This is a genomic window from Nonomuraea sp. NPDC001636 (genome assembly GCF_040298265.1).
GTDB lineage: Bacteria > Actinomycetota > Actinomycetes > Streptosporangiales > Streptosporangiaceae > Nonomuraea.
The window spans coordinates 271,038-287,154 of the sequence record NZ_JBEOZT010000002.1 but is presented as its reverse complement, the minus strand read 5'-3'; the positions used below and the strand labels follow the sequence as shown (position 1 = coordinate 287,154).

Annotated in this window: 16 protein-coding genes; 7 read left to right on the top strand and 9 right to left on the bottom strand. The window is 74.0% G+C overall.

Annotation, left to right across the window (positions count from 1 at the left end; genetic code table 11):
* Nucleotides 1-81: 81 nt before the first annotated feature.
* Nucleotides 82-432 (bottom strand): avidin-fold protein, encoded by a 351-nt coding sequence (locus tag ABT158_RS05095; RefSeq protein WP_352351034.1) that lies wholly within the window; start codon nt 430-432, stop codon nt 82-84.
* A 260-nt stretch (nt 433-692) separates the two neighbouring features.
* Between ABT158_RS05095 and ABT158_RS05090 the strand changes: the two genes are divergently transcribed.
* From ABT158_RS05090 to ABT158_RS05075, 4 genes are all read left to right on the top strand, one after another.
* Nucleotides 693-1,460 (top strand): bestrophin-like domain, encoded by a 768-nt coding sequence (locus ABT158_RS05090; protein WP_352351032.1) that lies wholly within the window; start codon nt 693-695, stop codon nt 1,458-1,460.
* A 2-nt stretch (nt 1,461-1,462) separates the two neighbouring features.
* Nucleotides 1,463-2,239 (top strand): hypothetical protein, encoded by a 777-nt coding sequence (locus tag ABT158_RS05085; RefSeq protein ID WP_352351030.1) that lies wholly within the window; start codon nt 1,463-1,465, stop codon nt 2,237-2,239.
* A 66-nt stretch (nt 2,240-2,305) separates the two neighbouring features.
* Nucleotides 2,306-3,157, top strand: coding sequence for a phosphotransferase enzyme family protein (locus ABT158_RS05080; protein ID WP_352351028.1), 852 nt, complete (start codon nt 2,306-2,308; stop codon nt 3,155-3,157).
* Between the two features lie 101 nt (nt 3,158-3,258).
* Nucleotides 3,259-4,335 (top strand): NAD(P)-binding domain-containing protein, encoded by a 1,077-nt coding sequence (locus ABT158_RS05075; RefSeq protein WP_352351026.1) that lies wholly within the window; start codon nt 3,259-3,261, stop codon nt 4,333-4,335.
* A gap of 329 nt (nt 4,336-4,664) precedes the next feature.
* On the opposite strand, the gene ABT158_RS05070 is transcribed toward ABT158_RS05075, so the two are convergent.
* Nucleotides 4,665-5,303 carry a GNAT family N-acetyltransferase gene (locus tag ABT158_RS05070; protein WP_352351024.1) on the bottom strand — a complete coding sequence of 213 codons (639 nt, stop codon included), beginning with the start codon at nt 5,301-5,303 and terminating at the stop codon, nt 4,665-4,667.
* Nucleotides 5,304-5,438: 135 nt separating this feature from the next.
* Here ABT158_RS05070 and ABT158_RS05065 point away from each other — a divergent pair, with 135 nt between their 5' ends.
* Both ABT158_RS05065 and ABT158_RS05060 read left to right on the top strand, forming a co-directional pair.
* Nucleotides 5,439-6,986 carry a serine/threonine-protein kinase gene (locus ABT158_RS05065; protein ID WP_352351022.1) on the top strand — a complete coding sequence of 516 codons (1,548 nt, stop codon included), beginning with the start codon at nt 5,439-5,441 and terminating at the stop codon, nt 6,984-6,986.
* Between the two features lie 111 nt (nt 6,987-7,097).
* The gene (locus ABT158_RS05060) at nt 7,098-8,093 is read left to right on the top strand and encodes a coiled-coil domain-containing protein (protein WP_352351021.1); all 996 of its coding nucleotides are present in this window, start codon (nt 7,098-7,100) and stop codon (nt 8,091-8,093) included.
* On the opposite strand, the gene ABT158_RS05055 is transcribed toward ABT158_RS05060, so the two are convergent.
* The 3 genes from ABT158_RS05055 to ABT158_RS05045 all read right to left on the bottom strand — a co-directional run bounded on the left by ABT158_RS05055 (nt 8,090) and on the right by ABT158_RS05045 (nt 11,237).
* Nucleotides 8,090-9,016, bottom strand: coding sequence for a pirin family protein (locus tag ABT158_RS05055; protein WP_502911477.1), 927 nt, complete (start codon nt 9,014-9,016; stop codon nt 8,090-8,092). The genes ABT158_RS05060 and ABT158_RS05055 overlap by 4 nt on opposite strands.
* A 223-nt stretch (nt 9,017-9,239) precedes the next feature.
* Nucleotides 9,240-10,361, bottom strand: a complete 1,122-nt coding sequence (locus tag ABT158_RS05050) for an MBL fold metallo-hydrolase (RefSeq protein WP_352351017.1) — start codon at nt 10,359-10,361, stop codon at nt 9,240-9,242.
* Between the two features lie 87 nt (nt 10,362-10,448).
* Nucleotides 10,449-11,237, bottom strand: a complete 789-nt coding sequence (locus ABT158_RS05045) for an SDR family NAD(P)-dependent oxidoreductase (RefSeq protein WP_352351015.1) — start codon at nt 11,235-11,237, stop codon at nt 10,449-10,451.
* A gap of 105 nt (nt 11,238-11,342) precedes the next feature.
* Between ABT158_RS05045 and ABT158_RS05040 the strand changes: the two genes are divergently transcribed.
* The gene (locus ABT158_RS05040) at nt 11,343-11,981 is read left to right on the top strand and encodes a TetR/AcrR family transcriptional regulator (RefSeq protein ID WP_352351013.1); all 639 of its coding nucleotides are present in this window, start codon (nt 11,343-11,345) and stop codon (nt 11,979-11,981) included.
* A 31-nt stretch (nt 11,982-12,012) separates the two neighbouring features.
* Here ABT158_RS05040 and ABT158_RS05035 read toward each other — a convergent pair whose 3' ends face one another.
* The 4 genes from ABT158_RS05035 to ABT158_RS05020 form a co-directional block, all read right to left on the bottom strand.
* Complete coding sequence (locus ABT158_RS05035) at nt 12,013-12,741, bottom strand: DUF3152 domain-containing protein (RefSeq protein WP_352351011.1); 729 nt, start codon at nt 12,739-12,741, stop codon at nt 12,013-12,015.
* A gap of 421 nt (nt 12,742-13,162) precedes the next feature.
* Nucleotides 13,163-14,578, bottom strand: a complete 1,416-nt coding sequence (locus ABT158_RS05030; RefSeq protein WP_352351009.1) for an NAD(P)/FAD-dependent oxidoreductase — start codon at nt 14,576-14,578, stop codon at nt 13,163-13,165.
* Nucleotides 14,579-14,719: 141 nt separating this feature from the next.
* Nucleotides 14,720-15,148, bottom strand: a complete 429-nt coding sequence (locus ABT158_RS05025; protein WP_352351007.1) for a type II toxin-antitoxin system PemK/MazF family toxin — start codon at nt 15,146-15,148, stop codon at nt 14,720-14,722.
* On the bottom strand, nt 15,141-16,052 hold the full coding sequence (locus ABT158_RS05020) for a helix-turn-helix transcriptional regulator (protein WP_352351005.1): 912 nt from the start codon (nt 16,050-16,052) through the stop codon (nt 15,141-15,143). Before ABT158_RS05020 ends, ABT158_RS05025 begins: the two co-directional genes overlap by 8 nt.
* Nucleotides 16,053-16,117: the final 65 nt, after the last annotated feature.

Here is a 16,117-nt window from a genome sequence, read left to right as displayed (position 1 = left end):
GCCGGGTGGCCGGCTGGCCGGTGCGTCGCACGCTTCGGGCCGCTCGGCCCCCGGGCTTCCGGCTTCCCGGCGGAGGGCCGGTCAGGAGGCCGGGACCTCGGCGCACACGCTGACGTGCAGCGTGTCGTCGCCGTCGAACCGGAACTCCTCGACCAGGCGCAGCAGCCCGTCCTCGCCCTGCTCGACGCGGCTGCTGCTCTGGCCGCCCGCCTTGCCGCCCGCCTTGAGCGCGTGGGCGTAGGAGATGGAGACGTCGGCGCCGTCGCGCATCCCGACGAAGCGGCCGTGGGTCACGGTGTCGCCCGTGTAGCTGCCCCACACCACGCCGTCGGCCTCCCAGTACAGGAACTCCGTCGGGCTGTCGGGGTCCACCGTGCTCGCCGTCGAGCTCACCATCACGAATTTACGGCCGTTGAGATTCACGCCGTCCATAGTCACCATTTTTCTGGATCATCACCGACCGGCTGGACGTTTGGTCAGAACACCCGGTCATGATCAACGATCCGTCCAGCGGCGGCGCCGCCCCGGACCCCTGCGCGAGCAGGTTCTCGACCCCTCCGGCGCCGCCCGGTGCCCGCTCCGTCGGTGGCCGACACGCTTGCCGCGACTTTACCTGCCGGTAGCTGACACCAGCGTTGCATAGTGTGATAGTCATGTAACACTGTGTATTCGAGAAGATTTGGGAGATCTTCATGCTGGCGTACACGCTCTCGATCGTGGCGGCCGTGGGCGTGGTGGCGCTCACCGCGCTGGTGTTCCGGCTCACGAAGAAGGGCAGCGAGGACGCCGAGCCCGACGGGGTCTCGGCCGGTCACGCCGGGTCGATGTTGTCGGCCCTGTTCCTGCTGGTGTTCGCGATCGCGATCATCGTGCCCTGGACCACCGCCGACGCCGCCCGCCAGAACGCCCAGGCCGAGAGCCAGGCCGCGATCGACGCCTACTGGGCCGCGGCCGACCTGCCCGGCACCGCTCAGCAGACGGTCCGCACCGCGCTGCGCGACTACGTCACCTTCGTGGTCAGAGACGAGTGGCCGCTGATGGCCGAGGGCCGGATGGACCCGGTCGGCGCCGCCCGGCTCGACGCCATGCGCAGCCGGGTGAGCGCCGTCGACGCCAAGACCGACGACGACAAGGACGCCCGTGACGCCGTGCTCGAACGCGTCGCCGCGATCGCCTCAGCCCGTTCCCAGCGCTCGATGGACGCCGCCGCCACCCCGCCCCAGGGGCTGCTGTTCCTGACCGTGCTCACCGGCCTGCTGGTCGTCGTCTTCCCCTACCTGGCCGGCGCGCGGCCACGCGGCCTGGCGGTCCTGCCGCTGCTCGCGATGGCCGCGATGCTCGGCTTCGGCACCTATCTGACCTGGGACATCTCCCACGCCTTCGCCGGGCCGCTGGCGGTCGGGCCGCAGGCGTTCCAGGGCGCGCTGCAGGAGTTCTCCCGCATCGCCGGGGGAATGTGACCGTGGGCGTCAGGCGCGCGCCGCTGCTGCTGGCCGCCGCTCTCCTCGCCGCGAGCGCGGCCGGCCCGGCGGCGGCCGACCTGCAATCCCCGGCGCCCGGCACCGTGCGCGTGCGTCCGTCGCAGCTCCCGAGCCCGGAGATCACGATCCACGGCGGGCGGGGGCGCGACGGCCGCACCGGGCCGGTGGTCTCGGTGCCGGGCGCCCAGATCTGGGACGACCCGGGGCCGGTGGTGTCCGTCCCGGGTGCCCGGATCTGGGACGCTCCGGAGCCCCGGGTGTCGGTCCCGAATGCGCAGATCTGGGACGCTCCCGAGCCCCGGGCGTCGGTGTCGACGCGGCCCGGCGGGCGGGCGCCGCGGACCGGCGTCCCCGCGCCGCGCGTGTCGATCGGCCCCGGCTCGGTGTGCGTGTACGGGCCGACCGGCAGCGTCGAGGTGGGCGACTGCCACGTCCGCCCGTCCCCGCCGCCGCCTCCGCCGCCACGCTCGTCGCCGCGGCCGACACCCCGCCCTACGCCCCCGCCCACTCCGCCGCACACGCCGAGGCCGGTGCGCCATCCCACGCCCCGGCCGGTGCGCGTGGCGCCTCCGGTGCGGGTGCCCGTCCAGGAGGTCACGCCGACGCCCAGGCCCACCCCGGCGGTGGCGGTGCGCAAGCGGGTCAAGCAGGTCCAGGCGCCGCCGCGGCGCAAGAACCCGCTCGGCACGGTCCTGGTCATGGTGGTCCTGGTGACGGCGATCGCCTCCACGACCGCCGTCGCGTTCAGGGCCCGCTGACGCCTCCCGGCGGGGCCGGGCTCCACGGCGGTGGCCGGTGCGCGCCGGGATGCGAAGATGGCGGGCGTGTCCGAGCATGACGAGGAACTGCTGACTGGTTGTTGTGACGAGGAGTCGCTGACCGATGGTGGCGGTGACCGGGAACTGCTGACCGGGGGCGGCGTCAATCAGGTGGTGCGGGTCGGTGCCACCGTGCGCCGCCCGACCGGCCCGTGGACGCCGGCCGTGCACGCGCTGCTCGCCCACCTGGCCGCCCGCGGCTTCACGGGCGCGCCGGCCGGGCACGGGATCGACGTCCAGGGCCGGGAGGTGCTCGACTTCGTCCCCGGCGAGGTGCCCGGCCATCCCTTGCCCGACTACGCCCGTTCCGACCAGGCCCTCGGCGACGTCGCCCGGCTGCTGCGCCGCTACCACGACGCCACCGAGGGTTTCCCGCCCGCCGCCGGGGCCGCCTGGTACTTCCCGCCGCGCGAACCCGCCGAGGTCATCTGCCATGGGGACGTCGCGCCGTACAACTGCGTGTTCCGCGACGGGCGGCCGGTGGCTCTGATCGACTTCGACACCGCCCATCCGGGGCCGCGCGTGTGGGACGTCGCCTACGCCGCCTACCGGTTCGTCCCGCTGAGCGATCCCCGTCACGAGGGGGCCGATCCGGTGGGGGAGCAGGCGCGCAGGCTGCGGTTGTTCGCCGACGCCTACGGCCTGGCCGACGGTGACCGGCCGGCGCTGCCCGTCACCGCGGCCGACCGGCTGGCACACCTCGTACGGCACATGCGCGACCGCGCGGCGGCGGGGCACCGGGCCTTCGCCGCACACATCGCCCGCGGCGACGACGTGTTGTACGGCGTTGACCGCGAGCACGTCCTGCGCCACCGCGCCCTGTTCGCCACGGCGCTGACAGAGCCGCCACCCGCCTGATCCGGCCGGGCATCGCAGCCGGGCTGACCGGAGGTCGTCATCAGAACGGCCCGATGCCGCCGCAGGAACGGCCGGTGGGAAGAGTGGGCGGGTGTGCGGGGTTGCACTCGACCGTGGAGGCGACCGAGGTTGTGGTGATCGGGGCCGGGCAGGCGGGGCTGTCCAGCGCGTACTTCCTGCGGCGGTTCGGCATCGGGACGATCGTGCTCGACGCGGCCGCGGGGCCCGGAGGCGCGTGGCGGCACCGGTCGCCGTCGCTGACCATGGACAAGGTGCACGGCATCTTCGACCTGCCCGGCGTGCCGGACGGGGTGGCGGCGGCCGGTGACCGGCCCGCGGCGGAGGTCGTCCCGGAGTACTACGGCGACTACGAGCGGCGGGTGGGGCTGGAGGTCCTGCGGCCGGTCAAGGTGACGGCCGTCCGGGAGGGGCAGGACGGGCGGCTGGTCGTGGCGGCGGACGCGGGGGAGTGGACGGCCAGGGCCGTGGTCAACGCGACCGGCACCTGGACCCGTCCGTACTGGCCGTACTACCCGGGGGCCGGCGACTTCCTGGGCGAGCAGCTGCACTACGCGGGTTATCGCGGGCCGGCGGCGTTCGCCGGTCGGCGGGTGGTCGTGGTCGGGGGCGGGGCCTCGGCGATGCACGTTTTGTCGGAGGTGGCCGGGGTCGCGGCCGGCACCGTCTGGGTCACCCGGCGTCCGCCCGTCTTCAGGGGCGACGACTTCGGCGAGGACGCCCGGCGCGAGGCCGTCGCCCTGGTGGAGGCGCGGGTGCGGGCCGGGCTGCCGCCGCAGAGCGTGGTCAGCGTCACCGGGCTCGGCTACAGCGCCGTCGTGCGGGAGGCGATGGCGAAGGGGGCGCTGGAGCGGCTGCCGATGTTCCGCCGCCTCACCCCGTACGGCGTGGAGTGGGCGGACGGGCGGCAGGCCGCGGCGGACGTCGTCGTGTGGGCTACCGGCTTCCGGTCGGCGCTCGACCATCTCGCGCCGCTGCGCCTGCGGGAGCCGGGCGGCGGCATCAAGGTGGACGGGACGCGGGTCGTCCGGGAGCCGCGGCTAAAACTCGTCGGCTACGGGCCCTCGGCCAGCACGGTCGGCGCCAACCGCGCGGGCCGCACCGCCGCCCGCAACATCCGCGCCCTCCTGACCCCACGCCCAGCCATCCCAGCCGCCTGACCTCGCGCGCCACGCCTTTCCCGCGGCGTGAGCTCGCGCCCGACGCCTCCCGCGGCGTGACCTCGCGTCTGGCGCTTCGGGCCGCGTGCCCCTGCCCGCGGCCTGGCCTCGCGTCTGGCGCTCATGGCTGCGTGACCCTTCCCACGGCCCGACCCACGACCGGCCCTTCCCTCGGCCCGACTTCGTGTCCGACGCTTCGGGCCGTCTGCCTCCGCGCCAGGCGGCCCGGGCCGCCTGGCCCCGCGCCAGGGCCCGACCTCGCGTCTGGCGCTTTCGGCTGCCTGGCCTTGGGTGGCTTTGCCCTCACTTCGTGCGGCTTGGCGTAGGGGTCAGTTCTCGGCGACGCCGAAGGCGGTCCAGCCGAGATCGGGGAAGCCCGCCGCCTTGGCGACGGCGGCCGAGGCGGTGTTGCTGACCGCGTGCATGTACGTCGGCACCGCCCCCTCGTCCAGCACCCGCCGCGCCGCCTGCGCCACCAGACGTCTGGCCAGACCGCGCCCGCGGGCCCCGGGCGCGGTCACCACCGACAGCTCCCGGCCGAACCGGTCGTGCCGCTTGATGCCCACCCCGGCCAGGTGTTCGCCGGTCTCGGGGTCCACGGCCACCAGCACCTCGCCGCCGAACACGCGCAGCCATCCGGGGACGGCGTCGTCCGTCGCCGGGACCCACTCGCCGGCGTCGGGCAGGGGCGCGGGCTCGGTGGTCCACCGGAAGACGGCGTCGAACCAGCCGCGATCCCCATATCCGATCAGCGCCGGGATCTCCTGGAGCGTCCGCGCGGCGCGCACCCGGGCGACGTGCTCGGGCGGCACCGACAACATCGCCCCCTCCGGGGTGCCGACGCCCACGGCCGGGTGCACGCGCCCGTCCCAGGCGGGCAGCGTGCGCAGCGGCGAGCCCGTGACGTCGAGGTTTCCCGTGGGCGGCCAGGCCCCGAGCCATTCGCGCAGATGATCGGTGAGAGCCACGGACCTACTATAGGAAGTAGGAAAAATACCGATTGAGACAGGGGGCGGTTACTCGCGCGAAGGGGCTCGACACGGCGAGTTACCTTCGGCTAGCGTCCTGACATAAGGATCTTTATCCGGTCAGGAGGGCCCGACATGGCTGTTCCCGGTTACACGGAGATCCGGGAACTCGGTCACGGAGGAACCGGCCGCGTCATGCTCGCCGTCCGCGACTCCGACGGCTTACCGGTCGCGATCAAGCACCTGTCCGAGGCCCTGCTCGCGGACGGCGAGTTCGCCGCCCGGTTCCGCGCCGAGGCCGGGGTCATCGGCGAGATCGACAGCCCCCACACCGCCCGCCTGCTGGACTACGTCGAGGCCGGGGGCACGTCCGCGATCGTGATGGAGCTGGTCGACGGCGTCACGCTGCGCCGCCTGATCGCCGCCGAGGGCGGCACCGGCGTGGAGGCCGCGCTCACCCTGCTGAAGGGGGCCCTGCTCGGCCTGGCCGAGGCGCACCGGCGCGGGGTGGCCCACCGCGACTTCAAGCCCGAGAACGTCATCGTCACCCCGGACGGCGACAGCAAGCTGGTCGACTTCGGCGTCGCGGCCCGGTTCGGCGAGACCGGTGCCCTGGCCGGCACCCCCGCCTACATGTCCCCCGAGCAGTGGGAGGACGCCCCGGCCGGCCCGGCCTGCGACGTGTACGCCGCGGCCCTGGTGTTCTACGAATGCCTCACCGGCCGCCGCCCGTTCACCGCCGCGAACCTGGCCGCCCTGGCCTTCCAGCACCAGCACATGCCGCCCCCGCTGGAGCAGGTGGACGGACGCCTGCGCGGCCTCGTCGAGCACGGCCTGGCCAAGGACCCCGCCCACCGGCCCGCCTCGGCCGAGGCGTTCCTGGCCGAGCTGGAGGAGGTGGCGCGCGGGACGTACGGCGCGGGGTGGGAGCTGCGCGGGCGGTCGGGCCTGGCCGTGCTGGCGATGCCGTTCGCCGCGCTGCTGCCGTCGGCCGGGACCGGCGGGGGGACGGGCGAGGGCCTCGGCGGAGGGATCATCGGCAGGAGCGGTGCGGAGAACGGCGTCGCGACGGGCACCAGCGTGGTGCGCAGCTCTTTCGCGCCGCCGGCCAAGCTGGCGGTGACCGGCGGGCTGGTGCTGGCGACGGCGGCGGCGGTGGCGTCGACGTTCGTGATCTGGAGCGGATCGCCCTCGCCCGACAGCGGCATCGCGATGCCGCCGGAGTCCGCGGAGAGCTCGTTCGCGACGCCGTCCGTCTCGCCTGATCCGGAGCTGGCCGTGCCGAGCGGGTCGGGGACGGTCTCGCCGCCCGTGACGGCCACCGCCGGGGCCAGCGGGCAGCCGACCGGGCCGACTGTGCCGGGCATGCCGACGGTGCCCGGTGTGCCGACCGCGGGGCCTGCGTCGTCCGCGCCGCCCGCGCCGCCCGCCACGAGCGCCCCCGCCCCGGAGCCCTCGACCAAGCCGCCCGCCAAGAGCCACGAACCGCTCCTGTCCGTCTCGGTCGGGTTGTCGCTCGGCGGCTCGCTGCTCGGCGGCAAGGGCGGGCTGCTGGACGCCGACCTCGACGTCGGCCTGGGCTCCAGCCTGCTCGGCATGCTCGTGGTGCCGGGATCGGCCCTGGTCGGAGGCCGCATCGCGGTCAGACGCGCTCGAAAATCACGCAGTAAGGAAAAGTCATGAGTTGCGGGGAATGATGCTTGATCCCCTACTATCAGCGTCGGAAAGAGGGCGTCCCGGACTCTGATTAGCTCCTGACCGGAACTCGCCCTGCGGCTCAGGCTAAGGAGGACAGTGGCGGTCGCCTCCTCCGCCGTGGGCCACGTGGCGCGGGCCGTGGTCGCCGTGCTCGTCGGGCTGACGCTGACGGCCGGCAACGCCTCGGCCGGGCGTGCGGCCCCCAAACCCTCGGTGAAGCAGCTCAAGAAGGAGCTGGCCGCGCTGAGCAAGGAGTCGGACCGGCTCATCGAGGAGTACTACAACAGCCGCCGCGCCCAGCAGCAGGCCGAGAAGACGGAGAAGAGCGCGCGCGAGCGGCTGGCCGCCGCCCAGGAGGTCTACGACCGGGAGTCACTCCAGCTCAGGACGCTGGCCGTGGCCCAGTACATCGGCGGCGAACCCAACCAGATCGCCCTGTTCACCGGCAGCCAGAACCCGGACGCGCTGCTGAGCCGCCTGGCGCTGAGCCGCCACCTGATCGACGTCCAGGACGCCCGGCTGCGCGGCTACGCCAAGGTCAGGGACGAGCGCCGCAAGGCCGAGCAGGAGGCCGCCGCCCGAGCCGAGGAGCTCGGCACCGCGGTGGCCGACCTGGAGGGGCGCAAGAAGAAGGCCGAGAAGCTGATCGAGAAGATCAGGGACCGGATCGACAGGCTCTACACGGCCCCGGGCGTGCGCCGCCCGGACGGCACGTGGGTGCCGCAGCTCCCGGACGGCTCCGAGAACATCACGCCCCGCATGCGCCTGGTCAAGACGCTGATCAAGGAACGGTTCGTCGTGCCGTTCGGGATCGGCTGCTACCGGACGATCCAGGACGGCGGCGAGCACCCGCTCGGCCGCGCCTGCGACTTCATGCTCAGCCACGGCGGCGCGATGCCGTCGGCGGCCGAGGTCAAGCGCGGCTACGAGATCGCCGACTGGGCCATCAAGAACTCCCGGCGCCTGGGGATCATGTACATCATCTACCGCCAGCGCATCTGGCACGCCAGGACGGGCACCTGGCGGACGATGTCCAACCGCGGCGGCACGACGGCCAACCACTTCGACCATCCGCACATCTCGGTCTACTAGCGCGTCTCGGGACGTACCCGTCCGCGCGGCTTCAGGCGGATGGAGGGCAGCGCCGGGGCGGGCAGCGGCTCGCCGTCGAAGCCCTCGACCGCGCCGAAGCCCTCGCCCTCCGCCCACTCCTTCCGGAAGGCGGCGATCTCCTCGTGGGAGCGCCCCACGAAGTTCCACCACATGACGATCTCCTCGCCGAACGGCTCGCCGCCGATCAGCAGCACCCGCCCGCGGCCCGACAGCCGCAACGTGCCGGCGCCCGGCGGCAGGTAGCGCAGCGCCCCCGGCACGGCCTGCTCGATCTCGCCGTCGAGCAGCAGCAGCCCGTGCTCGAAGGCGGGGTCGAACGGCACCTCGCCCGTGCCGTCGACCGTCACCTCGGCGCCCACCAGCGGGGTGTAGGTGGTGGCGGGCGAGGTCACGCCGCCGAGCGTGCCCATGATCACGGTGGCGTCGAAGCCGGGGCCGGACAACACGGGCAGGGTGGCGTGGTGCTCGAAGGCGGGGGCCGTGCGCCGGTGGGCCTCCGGCAGGGCCACCCAGAGCTGCACGCCGTGCAACGTCGTGCCGGGCGACTCCTCCGAGTGCGAGATGCCGCGCCCGGCCGTCATCAGATTGAGCCGGCCGGGACGCACCCGGCTCAGGCTGCCGACGCTGTCGCGGTGGAGCACCTCGCCCGCGAGCAGCCAGGTCACCGTCTGCAGGCCGGTGTGCGGGTGGGGTGGCACGCGCATCAGCGCCGGCTCGGGGCCGTAGGCGTCGACGAAGCACCAGGCGCCGATCATCCGCCGGTGCACGCCGGGCAGCGTCCTGCTCACCCGCATCGCGCGCGGGCCGCCCAGCGGCACCTCACGTCCGGTCAGCACCTCGCTCCGGTCGCCGCCGTCGGCGGCGCAGCGGAGTTCGCGGGGGTCACGTTCCATGTTGCTCACCCCATGACTGTAGGGGGCCGTACGGCCCCCCACACCCGGCGTCACCCGGACAAGACGGCCGTCCCAGGGGTTCCCACCGGCGTCCGTGAACAGGACGGCTGTCCCCAGGGTTTCCCACCCGGTGTCCGTGGACGGGACGGTTGTCCCCAGGGTTACCCATCAGCCGTTCGTGGATGGGACGGTTGTCCCGGGGTCTCCCAGCAGCCGTCCGTGGACGGGAGGGCTATCCCAGGGTTTCCCACCAGCCGTCCACGGATGGGACGGCGGTCACGTCGACGCCTTCGCCCGGCCGGGGCACCACGATCTCGACGTCGCGCGCCTTCGCCTCCCGCCACAGGCGGTCCACCGGCTCGACCCAGGGGTGCAGCGCCAGCGTGAACGTCGCCCAGTGGACCGGCAGCAGCAGCTTGCCGCCGAGGTCGAGGTGGGCGTTGACGGCCTCCTCCGGGTTCATGTGGATGTCGGGCCAGGCCGGGCTGTAGGCGCCGATCGGCATCAGCGTCAGGTCGAACGGCCCGTGCGCGGCCCCGATGCCCCGGTAGCCCTGGAAGTATCCCGAGTCGCCGGCGTAGAACACCCGCTTGCTCGGCCCGGCCACCACCCACGAGCCCCACAGGGTGTCGTTCCTGGTGAAGGCCCGCCCCGAGAAGTGCCGGGCGGCGGTGGCGACGAAGCGCAGGCCCGCCACCTCGGCCTCCTCGTCCCAGTCGAGCTCGATGATCCGGTACAGCGGCACGCCCCACCGCTCCAGGTGCGCCCCGATGCCCAGCGGGACCAGGAACGGCGCCTTCTGGGTGCGCGTGAGCGAGCGCACAGTGGCCATGTCGAGGTGGTCGTAGTGGTCGTGCGAGATCGCGATCGCGTCGACCTGCGGCAGGTCGCCGATGTCCACCGGCAGCGGGTGGTGCCGCTTGGGGCCGACGAGCTGGGACGGCGACACCCGGTTGCTCCACACCGGGTCGAACAGCACCCGCCTGCCCTCGATCTCCACCAGGGTGGAGGCGTGGCCGTACCAGACCGCGCGCAGGCCGTCGGCCGGCGGCGGGCCGGACGGCGGCAGGCGCAGCGGGATGGGACCGGCGGGATGCCGCTGCTCCTTGTTCCTGGCCAGCTCGGCCAGCAGGCCCACCGGGGGCGTGGTCATCAGGGCGGTCGGCTCCGACATCGGGTTGACGAACGTGTCGCCCCTGAACTGCGGCGAGCGCCGCATCCTGCTCACCCGGTCCGGCCCTGACGTCAAAGGCCGCACGCCCAGCTCGGCCGGTATCCCGCGCAACGCCCACCCGGCCGCGGCGGCGAGCGCGCCGCCCGCGAGGATCCGCCGTGCGGTCCGCATTCCTGCCATTGCCCACACTCCCCTGGAGATGATGTCCATCCCGCCCAACCGGGCGGGATTCCCCGGTGTTCCCGTTCTACGATATATCGCGATAGTTCATACCGTCTTGATCGCTCCGCCGTCGATGACGTAGTCGGCGCCGTTCACGCTCCCGGCGTGCGGCGAGGCCAGGTACGTCACCAAGGAGGCGACTTCTTCCGGTTCGACGAACCTACCGGTCGTCATTCCGGTGACCGACGGCAGCCCCGCGAGCAACTGCTCGTGCTCCATGCCGAGCGAGGCCGCCAGGGCGGCGCCGTACCCGTCGGGGGCCTCCCACATCGAGGTGCGCGAGGCGCCGGGGGAGATGGTGGCGACCCGCACGCCACGCGGGCCGAACTCCTCGGCCAGGGCCTTGCCGAACGCCGTCAGCGCGGCCTTGGCGGTGGTGTACACGACCGGCCCCATGTGTGGCACGCGGGCGCCGTTGGACGAGATGTTGATCACAGTGCCGCCCCGCCGCAACAGGCTGGGCATCGCGGCCCTGGTGGCCCGCACGGCGCTGAGGAAGTTCAGGTCGTACGACTGGCGCCAGGCGTCGTCGTCGAAGCCGAGGAAGCCGTTGAGCTGCCCCTGGCCGCCGTCGCCGCCGCCCACGTTGTTGACCAGGAGGTCGATCTCGTCGAGCTCGGCCAGCGCGCGTCCGACCAGCTCAGCCGGGCCTGTCGCGGTGGACAGGTCGGCCGTCACGGTGATCGCGCCGGTGCGCTCCAGCTCGGGGGAGAGCGTGCGGGCCGCGGCCACGACCCGCATGCCCTCGGCCGTCAGCGCCTCGACGATCGCCAGCCCCAGCCCCCTGCTCGCCCCGGTGACGACGGCGGTCTTGCCGGTGAGTCGCATGTCCATGTGAATCGCCCTTCTTGCATCAGCGGTGATGCGATCACTCTAGAACTTGCAACACGGATGACGCAACTTCGAATCGAAGGGGTACTGTCCTGTACCCTCTGAGGTGTGAGTGGGACGACACGGGCCCTGCGGTCCGACGCGGAGCGGACCGTCCGGACGATCCTGGAGGCCGCCGAACGGGTGCTCAGCAGGAACCCGGCGGCCAGCATGGAGCAGATCGCCGAGGCGGCCGGGGTGGCGCGCACGACCGTCCACCGGCGCTTCGCCTCCAGGGAGTCGCTGGTGGAGGCGATGGCCGAGTGGGCCACCCGGCAGTTCGCCGCCGCCGTGGACGCCGCCCGTCCCGAGCAGGCGCCGCCGCTGGTCGCGCTCTACCAGGTGACGGCGAACGTGCTCCGGGTGAAGATCGACTGGGGGTTCGCGATGAGCCGCGGGCCGTCGGCGGGGGCCGAGGTGGCCCGGGTGCACTCCGAGGTCGAGGCCAGGTGCGACCGGCTGTTCCAGCAGGCGCGGGCGGCCGGGGTGCTGCGGGAGGACGTGGAGCCGGAGTGGGCCCGCCGGGTGTACTACGCGCTGATCCACGAGGCGGCGCAGAGCCGTGACGGCGAGCCGGAGGCGCTGGCGGGGCGGCTGGTGGACACTTTGCTGCGCGGCGTCGGCCCAGGCGCCGGACTTCCCTCCACTCCGCTTGCCGCCCCGAGCCCTCCCGCCGCGAGTCCCACCTCCGCGAGCCCTTCTGAGTAGGAGTTCGCGGCTTCCTGCGGACGGCCTTCCGTCAGGGGTTGCGGGCCAGGGCGTCGCGGCGCTCGTCCGGGCGGCGTTCCGGGTGGGGCCACGGGTTCGGATGGCAGCGGCCCAGCGACTTCGACTGCTGGACCATCACCGGAGCCGGCAGGCCGGGGCCGGGGCAGGCGCGGTGGCCGTGTCCCAGGCTGTGGCCGACCTCGTGGCTGATGAGATAGTCGCGGTAGGCGGCCAGGTCGCCCTCGTACTGCGGGACGCCGTCGGCCCAGCGGAGCGCGTTGATGACCGAGCGCGTCCCGTTCCAGCACGACAACGTGCCGCCGGTGTGCAACGGCAGGCACTGGCTGACGGTCAGCCCCGGGCTGGACAGCGCCACCCGCACCCGTACCGGGCCGTGGTCGACGCGCTGGAAGCGGGCCCATCCGCGCGGGTCGTTGAGGGTGCGGTGCACGGCCGCCGCGAACACGGTCCCGTCGATCGGCAGGCCGCGTTCGACCTCCACCAGGTACCGCACCACCTCGCCCTCCCCGTCTCGGGCGGGCGCGCCGCCGGGCACCACGGCGTACGAGCCCGACGCGGCGTACGGGATCTTGACGTGCTCGGCGGGAAGGGGGATCGGCGCGGGGATGGAGGGGCGCGGCGGAGGGGTGACGGCGGGAACGGCCCGCTCTGTGGGGCGCTCGGGCCCTTCCTTGCGTTCCGGGGCGGAGGCGCATCCGGCGGCCAGCAGCAGGACGATCAGCAGCGCGAGCAGCGGCAACGCGGCCTCCCCACGAGATCACGGTGGGGAGAAATCCACCATATCCGCGCAGTGCCGTCTGGATCATGCCGGGGTCGGACTAACGCCTACTTACCGCTATAGCCGCCATTCAGGCGCGGCCTGGCCGCGCTGGTCCTGATTCGGGACGCCATCTGGACAATCTCGTCATGGGTCGGCCTGCGGTTCGGATAGGGAGCGGCTCCGCATGGCCGCTCCCGTCCTGGATGGCCCGCGGCACGGCTTCGCCGGCCGCTGTCGTTCCTGGGCCGCCCGATGAAGGGTGACGTCAGCGCCGCCATCGGCCTGGCCGAGGCGTTCGCCTGCGGCCTGCGGTGGGTGCGGCGTCGTCCCGCTGGAACGCTCTGGGGCGGCGGCCGATGGACGCCTTCCTTCCGCGCGCGTCCATGGGCAGGCCCGTGGGTCAGGTGGTGCGGGGTGCGTAGGGGGTGAGGTCGATGGGGGGTTGTTCGCCGAGGGCCAGCTTGGCGACGAGTTCGCCGGTGAACGGGCCCGCCGTCAGCCCGTACGCGCTCAGCCCCGTCGCCACGACCACCCGCGGCGTGAGCCGCCCGATGAGCGCGGGGCCGGGGGCGTTGACCGGCCGCAGGCCGACCCTGGTCTCCGACACCGTCGCCCCGACCAGGCCGGGCGCCACCCGCAACCCCGCCGCGATCACCTCTTCGAGCCCGCCCATCGTGACCCGGGGCGCGAACCCGACGTCCTCCACGGTCGCGCCGATCACCACCCGCGAGCCGGGGAACCCCAGCAGGTACGGCCCGCTCCTGGGCAGCACGATGGGCCAGAACGCGGTGTCCACGCCGTCGAGGGTGGCGTGCAGGATCTGCCCGCGCCGGGGGAACACCGGCAGCTCCACCCCGAGCGGACGGCACACCTCGCCCGTCCACGCCCCGGCCGCCACGATCACGACGTCCGCCTCCAGCGGGACGCCCTCGCCGGCGGGCACGCGTTCGGCCGCGGAAGGGGCGACGGGTTCGGCCGGTGGGACGGGGACGATCGGCTCCACCACGGGCGGGACGGGCTCGGAGGCCAGGGTGGGACCCCCGGGGGAGCCGTCCGGAGGGCCGCCGAAGGGCGCGTCGCCCGCAGCGCCGACCGGTCCCTCGGCGGACGCCTCAAGAGGGCTGTCGGCCAGGTCGCCGGTGGCGGACGGCGGGTGGTCCGGCGCGAGCGGAGCGGCCTGGCGCCAGGAGGCGGTCCGGCCGCTCACCGCGCCGGCTCCGGGCCCCGGCTGAGCCCACTGCGGCCCGCTCCCCGCCGGGATGTCCTCGTCGGCGGCGTGCAGGCGTACCTGGCCGTCGGGGGTGAGGACGGCGCTGCCGCGCAGCATCTCGGCGCCCCGGGCGACGGCGGCGCGCAGCAGCGCGTCGCGTACGGCGCTGCCGTCCACCCGGGCGGCGCCCGGCACCAGGAGGGCGCTCAGGTCGTCGGACAGCGGCGGGAACAGGTCGGACGGCGTCAGCACGTCGGTGACCTCGCCCATCTCGGGCGCGTCGGCGTAGCGGCGGCGCAGCAGGGCCCGCACCGGTTCGAGATCGACCGGATCCTCCGCCACCAGCAGGGCGCCGACCTTGGCGTAGCCGATGTCCTCGCCCAGGGCCTCGACCAGCCTCGGGTAATGGCGGGCGCCCTCGCTGGTCAGCCGGTACCAGGAGTCGTCCTCCGGATGGTCCACCCAGGGGCACACGATGCCCGCGCCCGCCTGGGTCGCCTGGCCCTGGGAGCCGCGGTCCACCACGGTCACGGCCACGCCGCGGCCGCTCAGGTAGTAGGCCGCGCTCGCCCCGACGATCCCGCTGCCGATCACCACAACACGCATGCACCCATGATCGCAGGCGCGGGCGATCTCGGACGATGACCGGATCGTGCGCTTACCATCCGGATACTCCCTCACGCCCATCCCCGGGGGCTGAAGGACCAACCACCGCCGCGGGCGGGACCCGGGCGGGCCGTACGTGGGTCAGCGCACGCCCCACCCGTGCGTCTGCATGAGGACGGAGGCCACCCGCGCGAACCGGTCGCCGTCGAGCACCGCGCCCTCGCGGCGGATGTCGCCCTCGTCCAGCACGAAGACCCGGTCGAGCCGCAGGTACGACACCCGCCCGTCGCGGCCCCACGCGCCGATCTCCAGCCAGTCGGAGCCGTCGTCGCCCTTGCTCGACAACATCATGCCGAGCAGCCTGCGCCCGGTACGGCCCACGACCAGCAACGGCCGGTCCTTGCCCCGCGACGGATCCTCCTCGTACGGCACCCACGCCCACACGATCTCCCCCGGATCGGCCAGGCCGTCGAGGTCGGGGGAGTAGGCCAGAGTGACGGGACCGTTGAGCGAGTGGACCTCGCGTACGACGCCCCGGTCGGGCCGGGCGTCCTCACCTGCATCACGCATTGGGGGAGCTTACGGCGGCAGGCGACCCGAAATCCACCCGCCCGAGGGGAGCGGGAGAGGCCAGCAGGCGGCGTAGGACCGTCGGGGTGTGGCCGACGTGGCGGCGGATCGTACGGGTCAGGTGGGCCTGGTCGGCGAACCCGAGGTCGGCGGCGAGCGCGGCCAGGCCGGTCTCGCCGCTCTCCAGCCGGTCGAGCGCCCGGCTCACGCGCACCCGGTTGCGGTAGTGGGTGAGCGAGACGCCCAGCTCGCGGGTGAAGGCCCGGCTGAGCCGGTAGGGGGAGACGGCCAGCAACTCCGCCAGCGGCAACAGCCCGGCGGCCGCCGGATGGTCGGCCGAGATCGCCTCGCGGGCGGCGTCGGCGATGGCCGCGGTGGAGCGGGCGGGGGACGGGGCGGGCCGGCGCGCCCCGGCCGCCCCGGCCGCCCCGTCCGCGGCGGCCGGGGTGGCGGGCCCGGCCAGCTGGGCGAGGGTGGCGCCGGTCAGCGACAGCAGGGATTCGACCAGGGCGAAGTCGGGGTCTCCCGCGCGGGCGGTGGCCAGCAGGCGGCGGTGCGCGAGTTCGAGGCGGGCGTCGACGTAGACCGTGGAGCGGGCCAGGCGGGTGGCGTCGCCCGCGAGCGTGCGCCAGAGGGCGGGGGACAGGGACAGGGACGTGCAGACGTCGCCGCCCGCCGGGTGGGCGAAGCGTTCCTCCTCGCCGGGCGCGCCGAGGTAGGCCATCGTCGGGTCGACGGCGGCCTTGCGGCCGTCGGCCATGCGGCGGAACGCGCCGCGGTGGACCAGCACCATGCGGTGGGCCCGGCCCACCTCGGGCCGCGACCAGCCGCGGTGGTCGTCGGCGCAGGTCACCAGGTCGAGGGTGAAGCCCTTCCCACGGGCCAGCGGCTTGGAGGATCGCACCCGCCGAACGCTACGCCCCACCACCGACAATCTCCCCCGCCAGGGCCTGGGGCCCTCGGCGACGC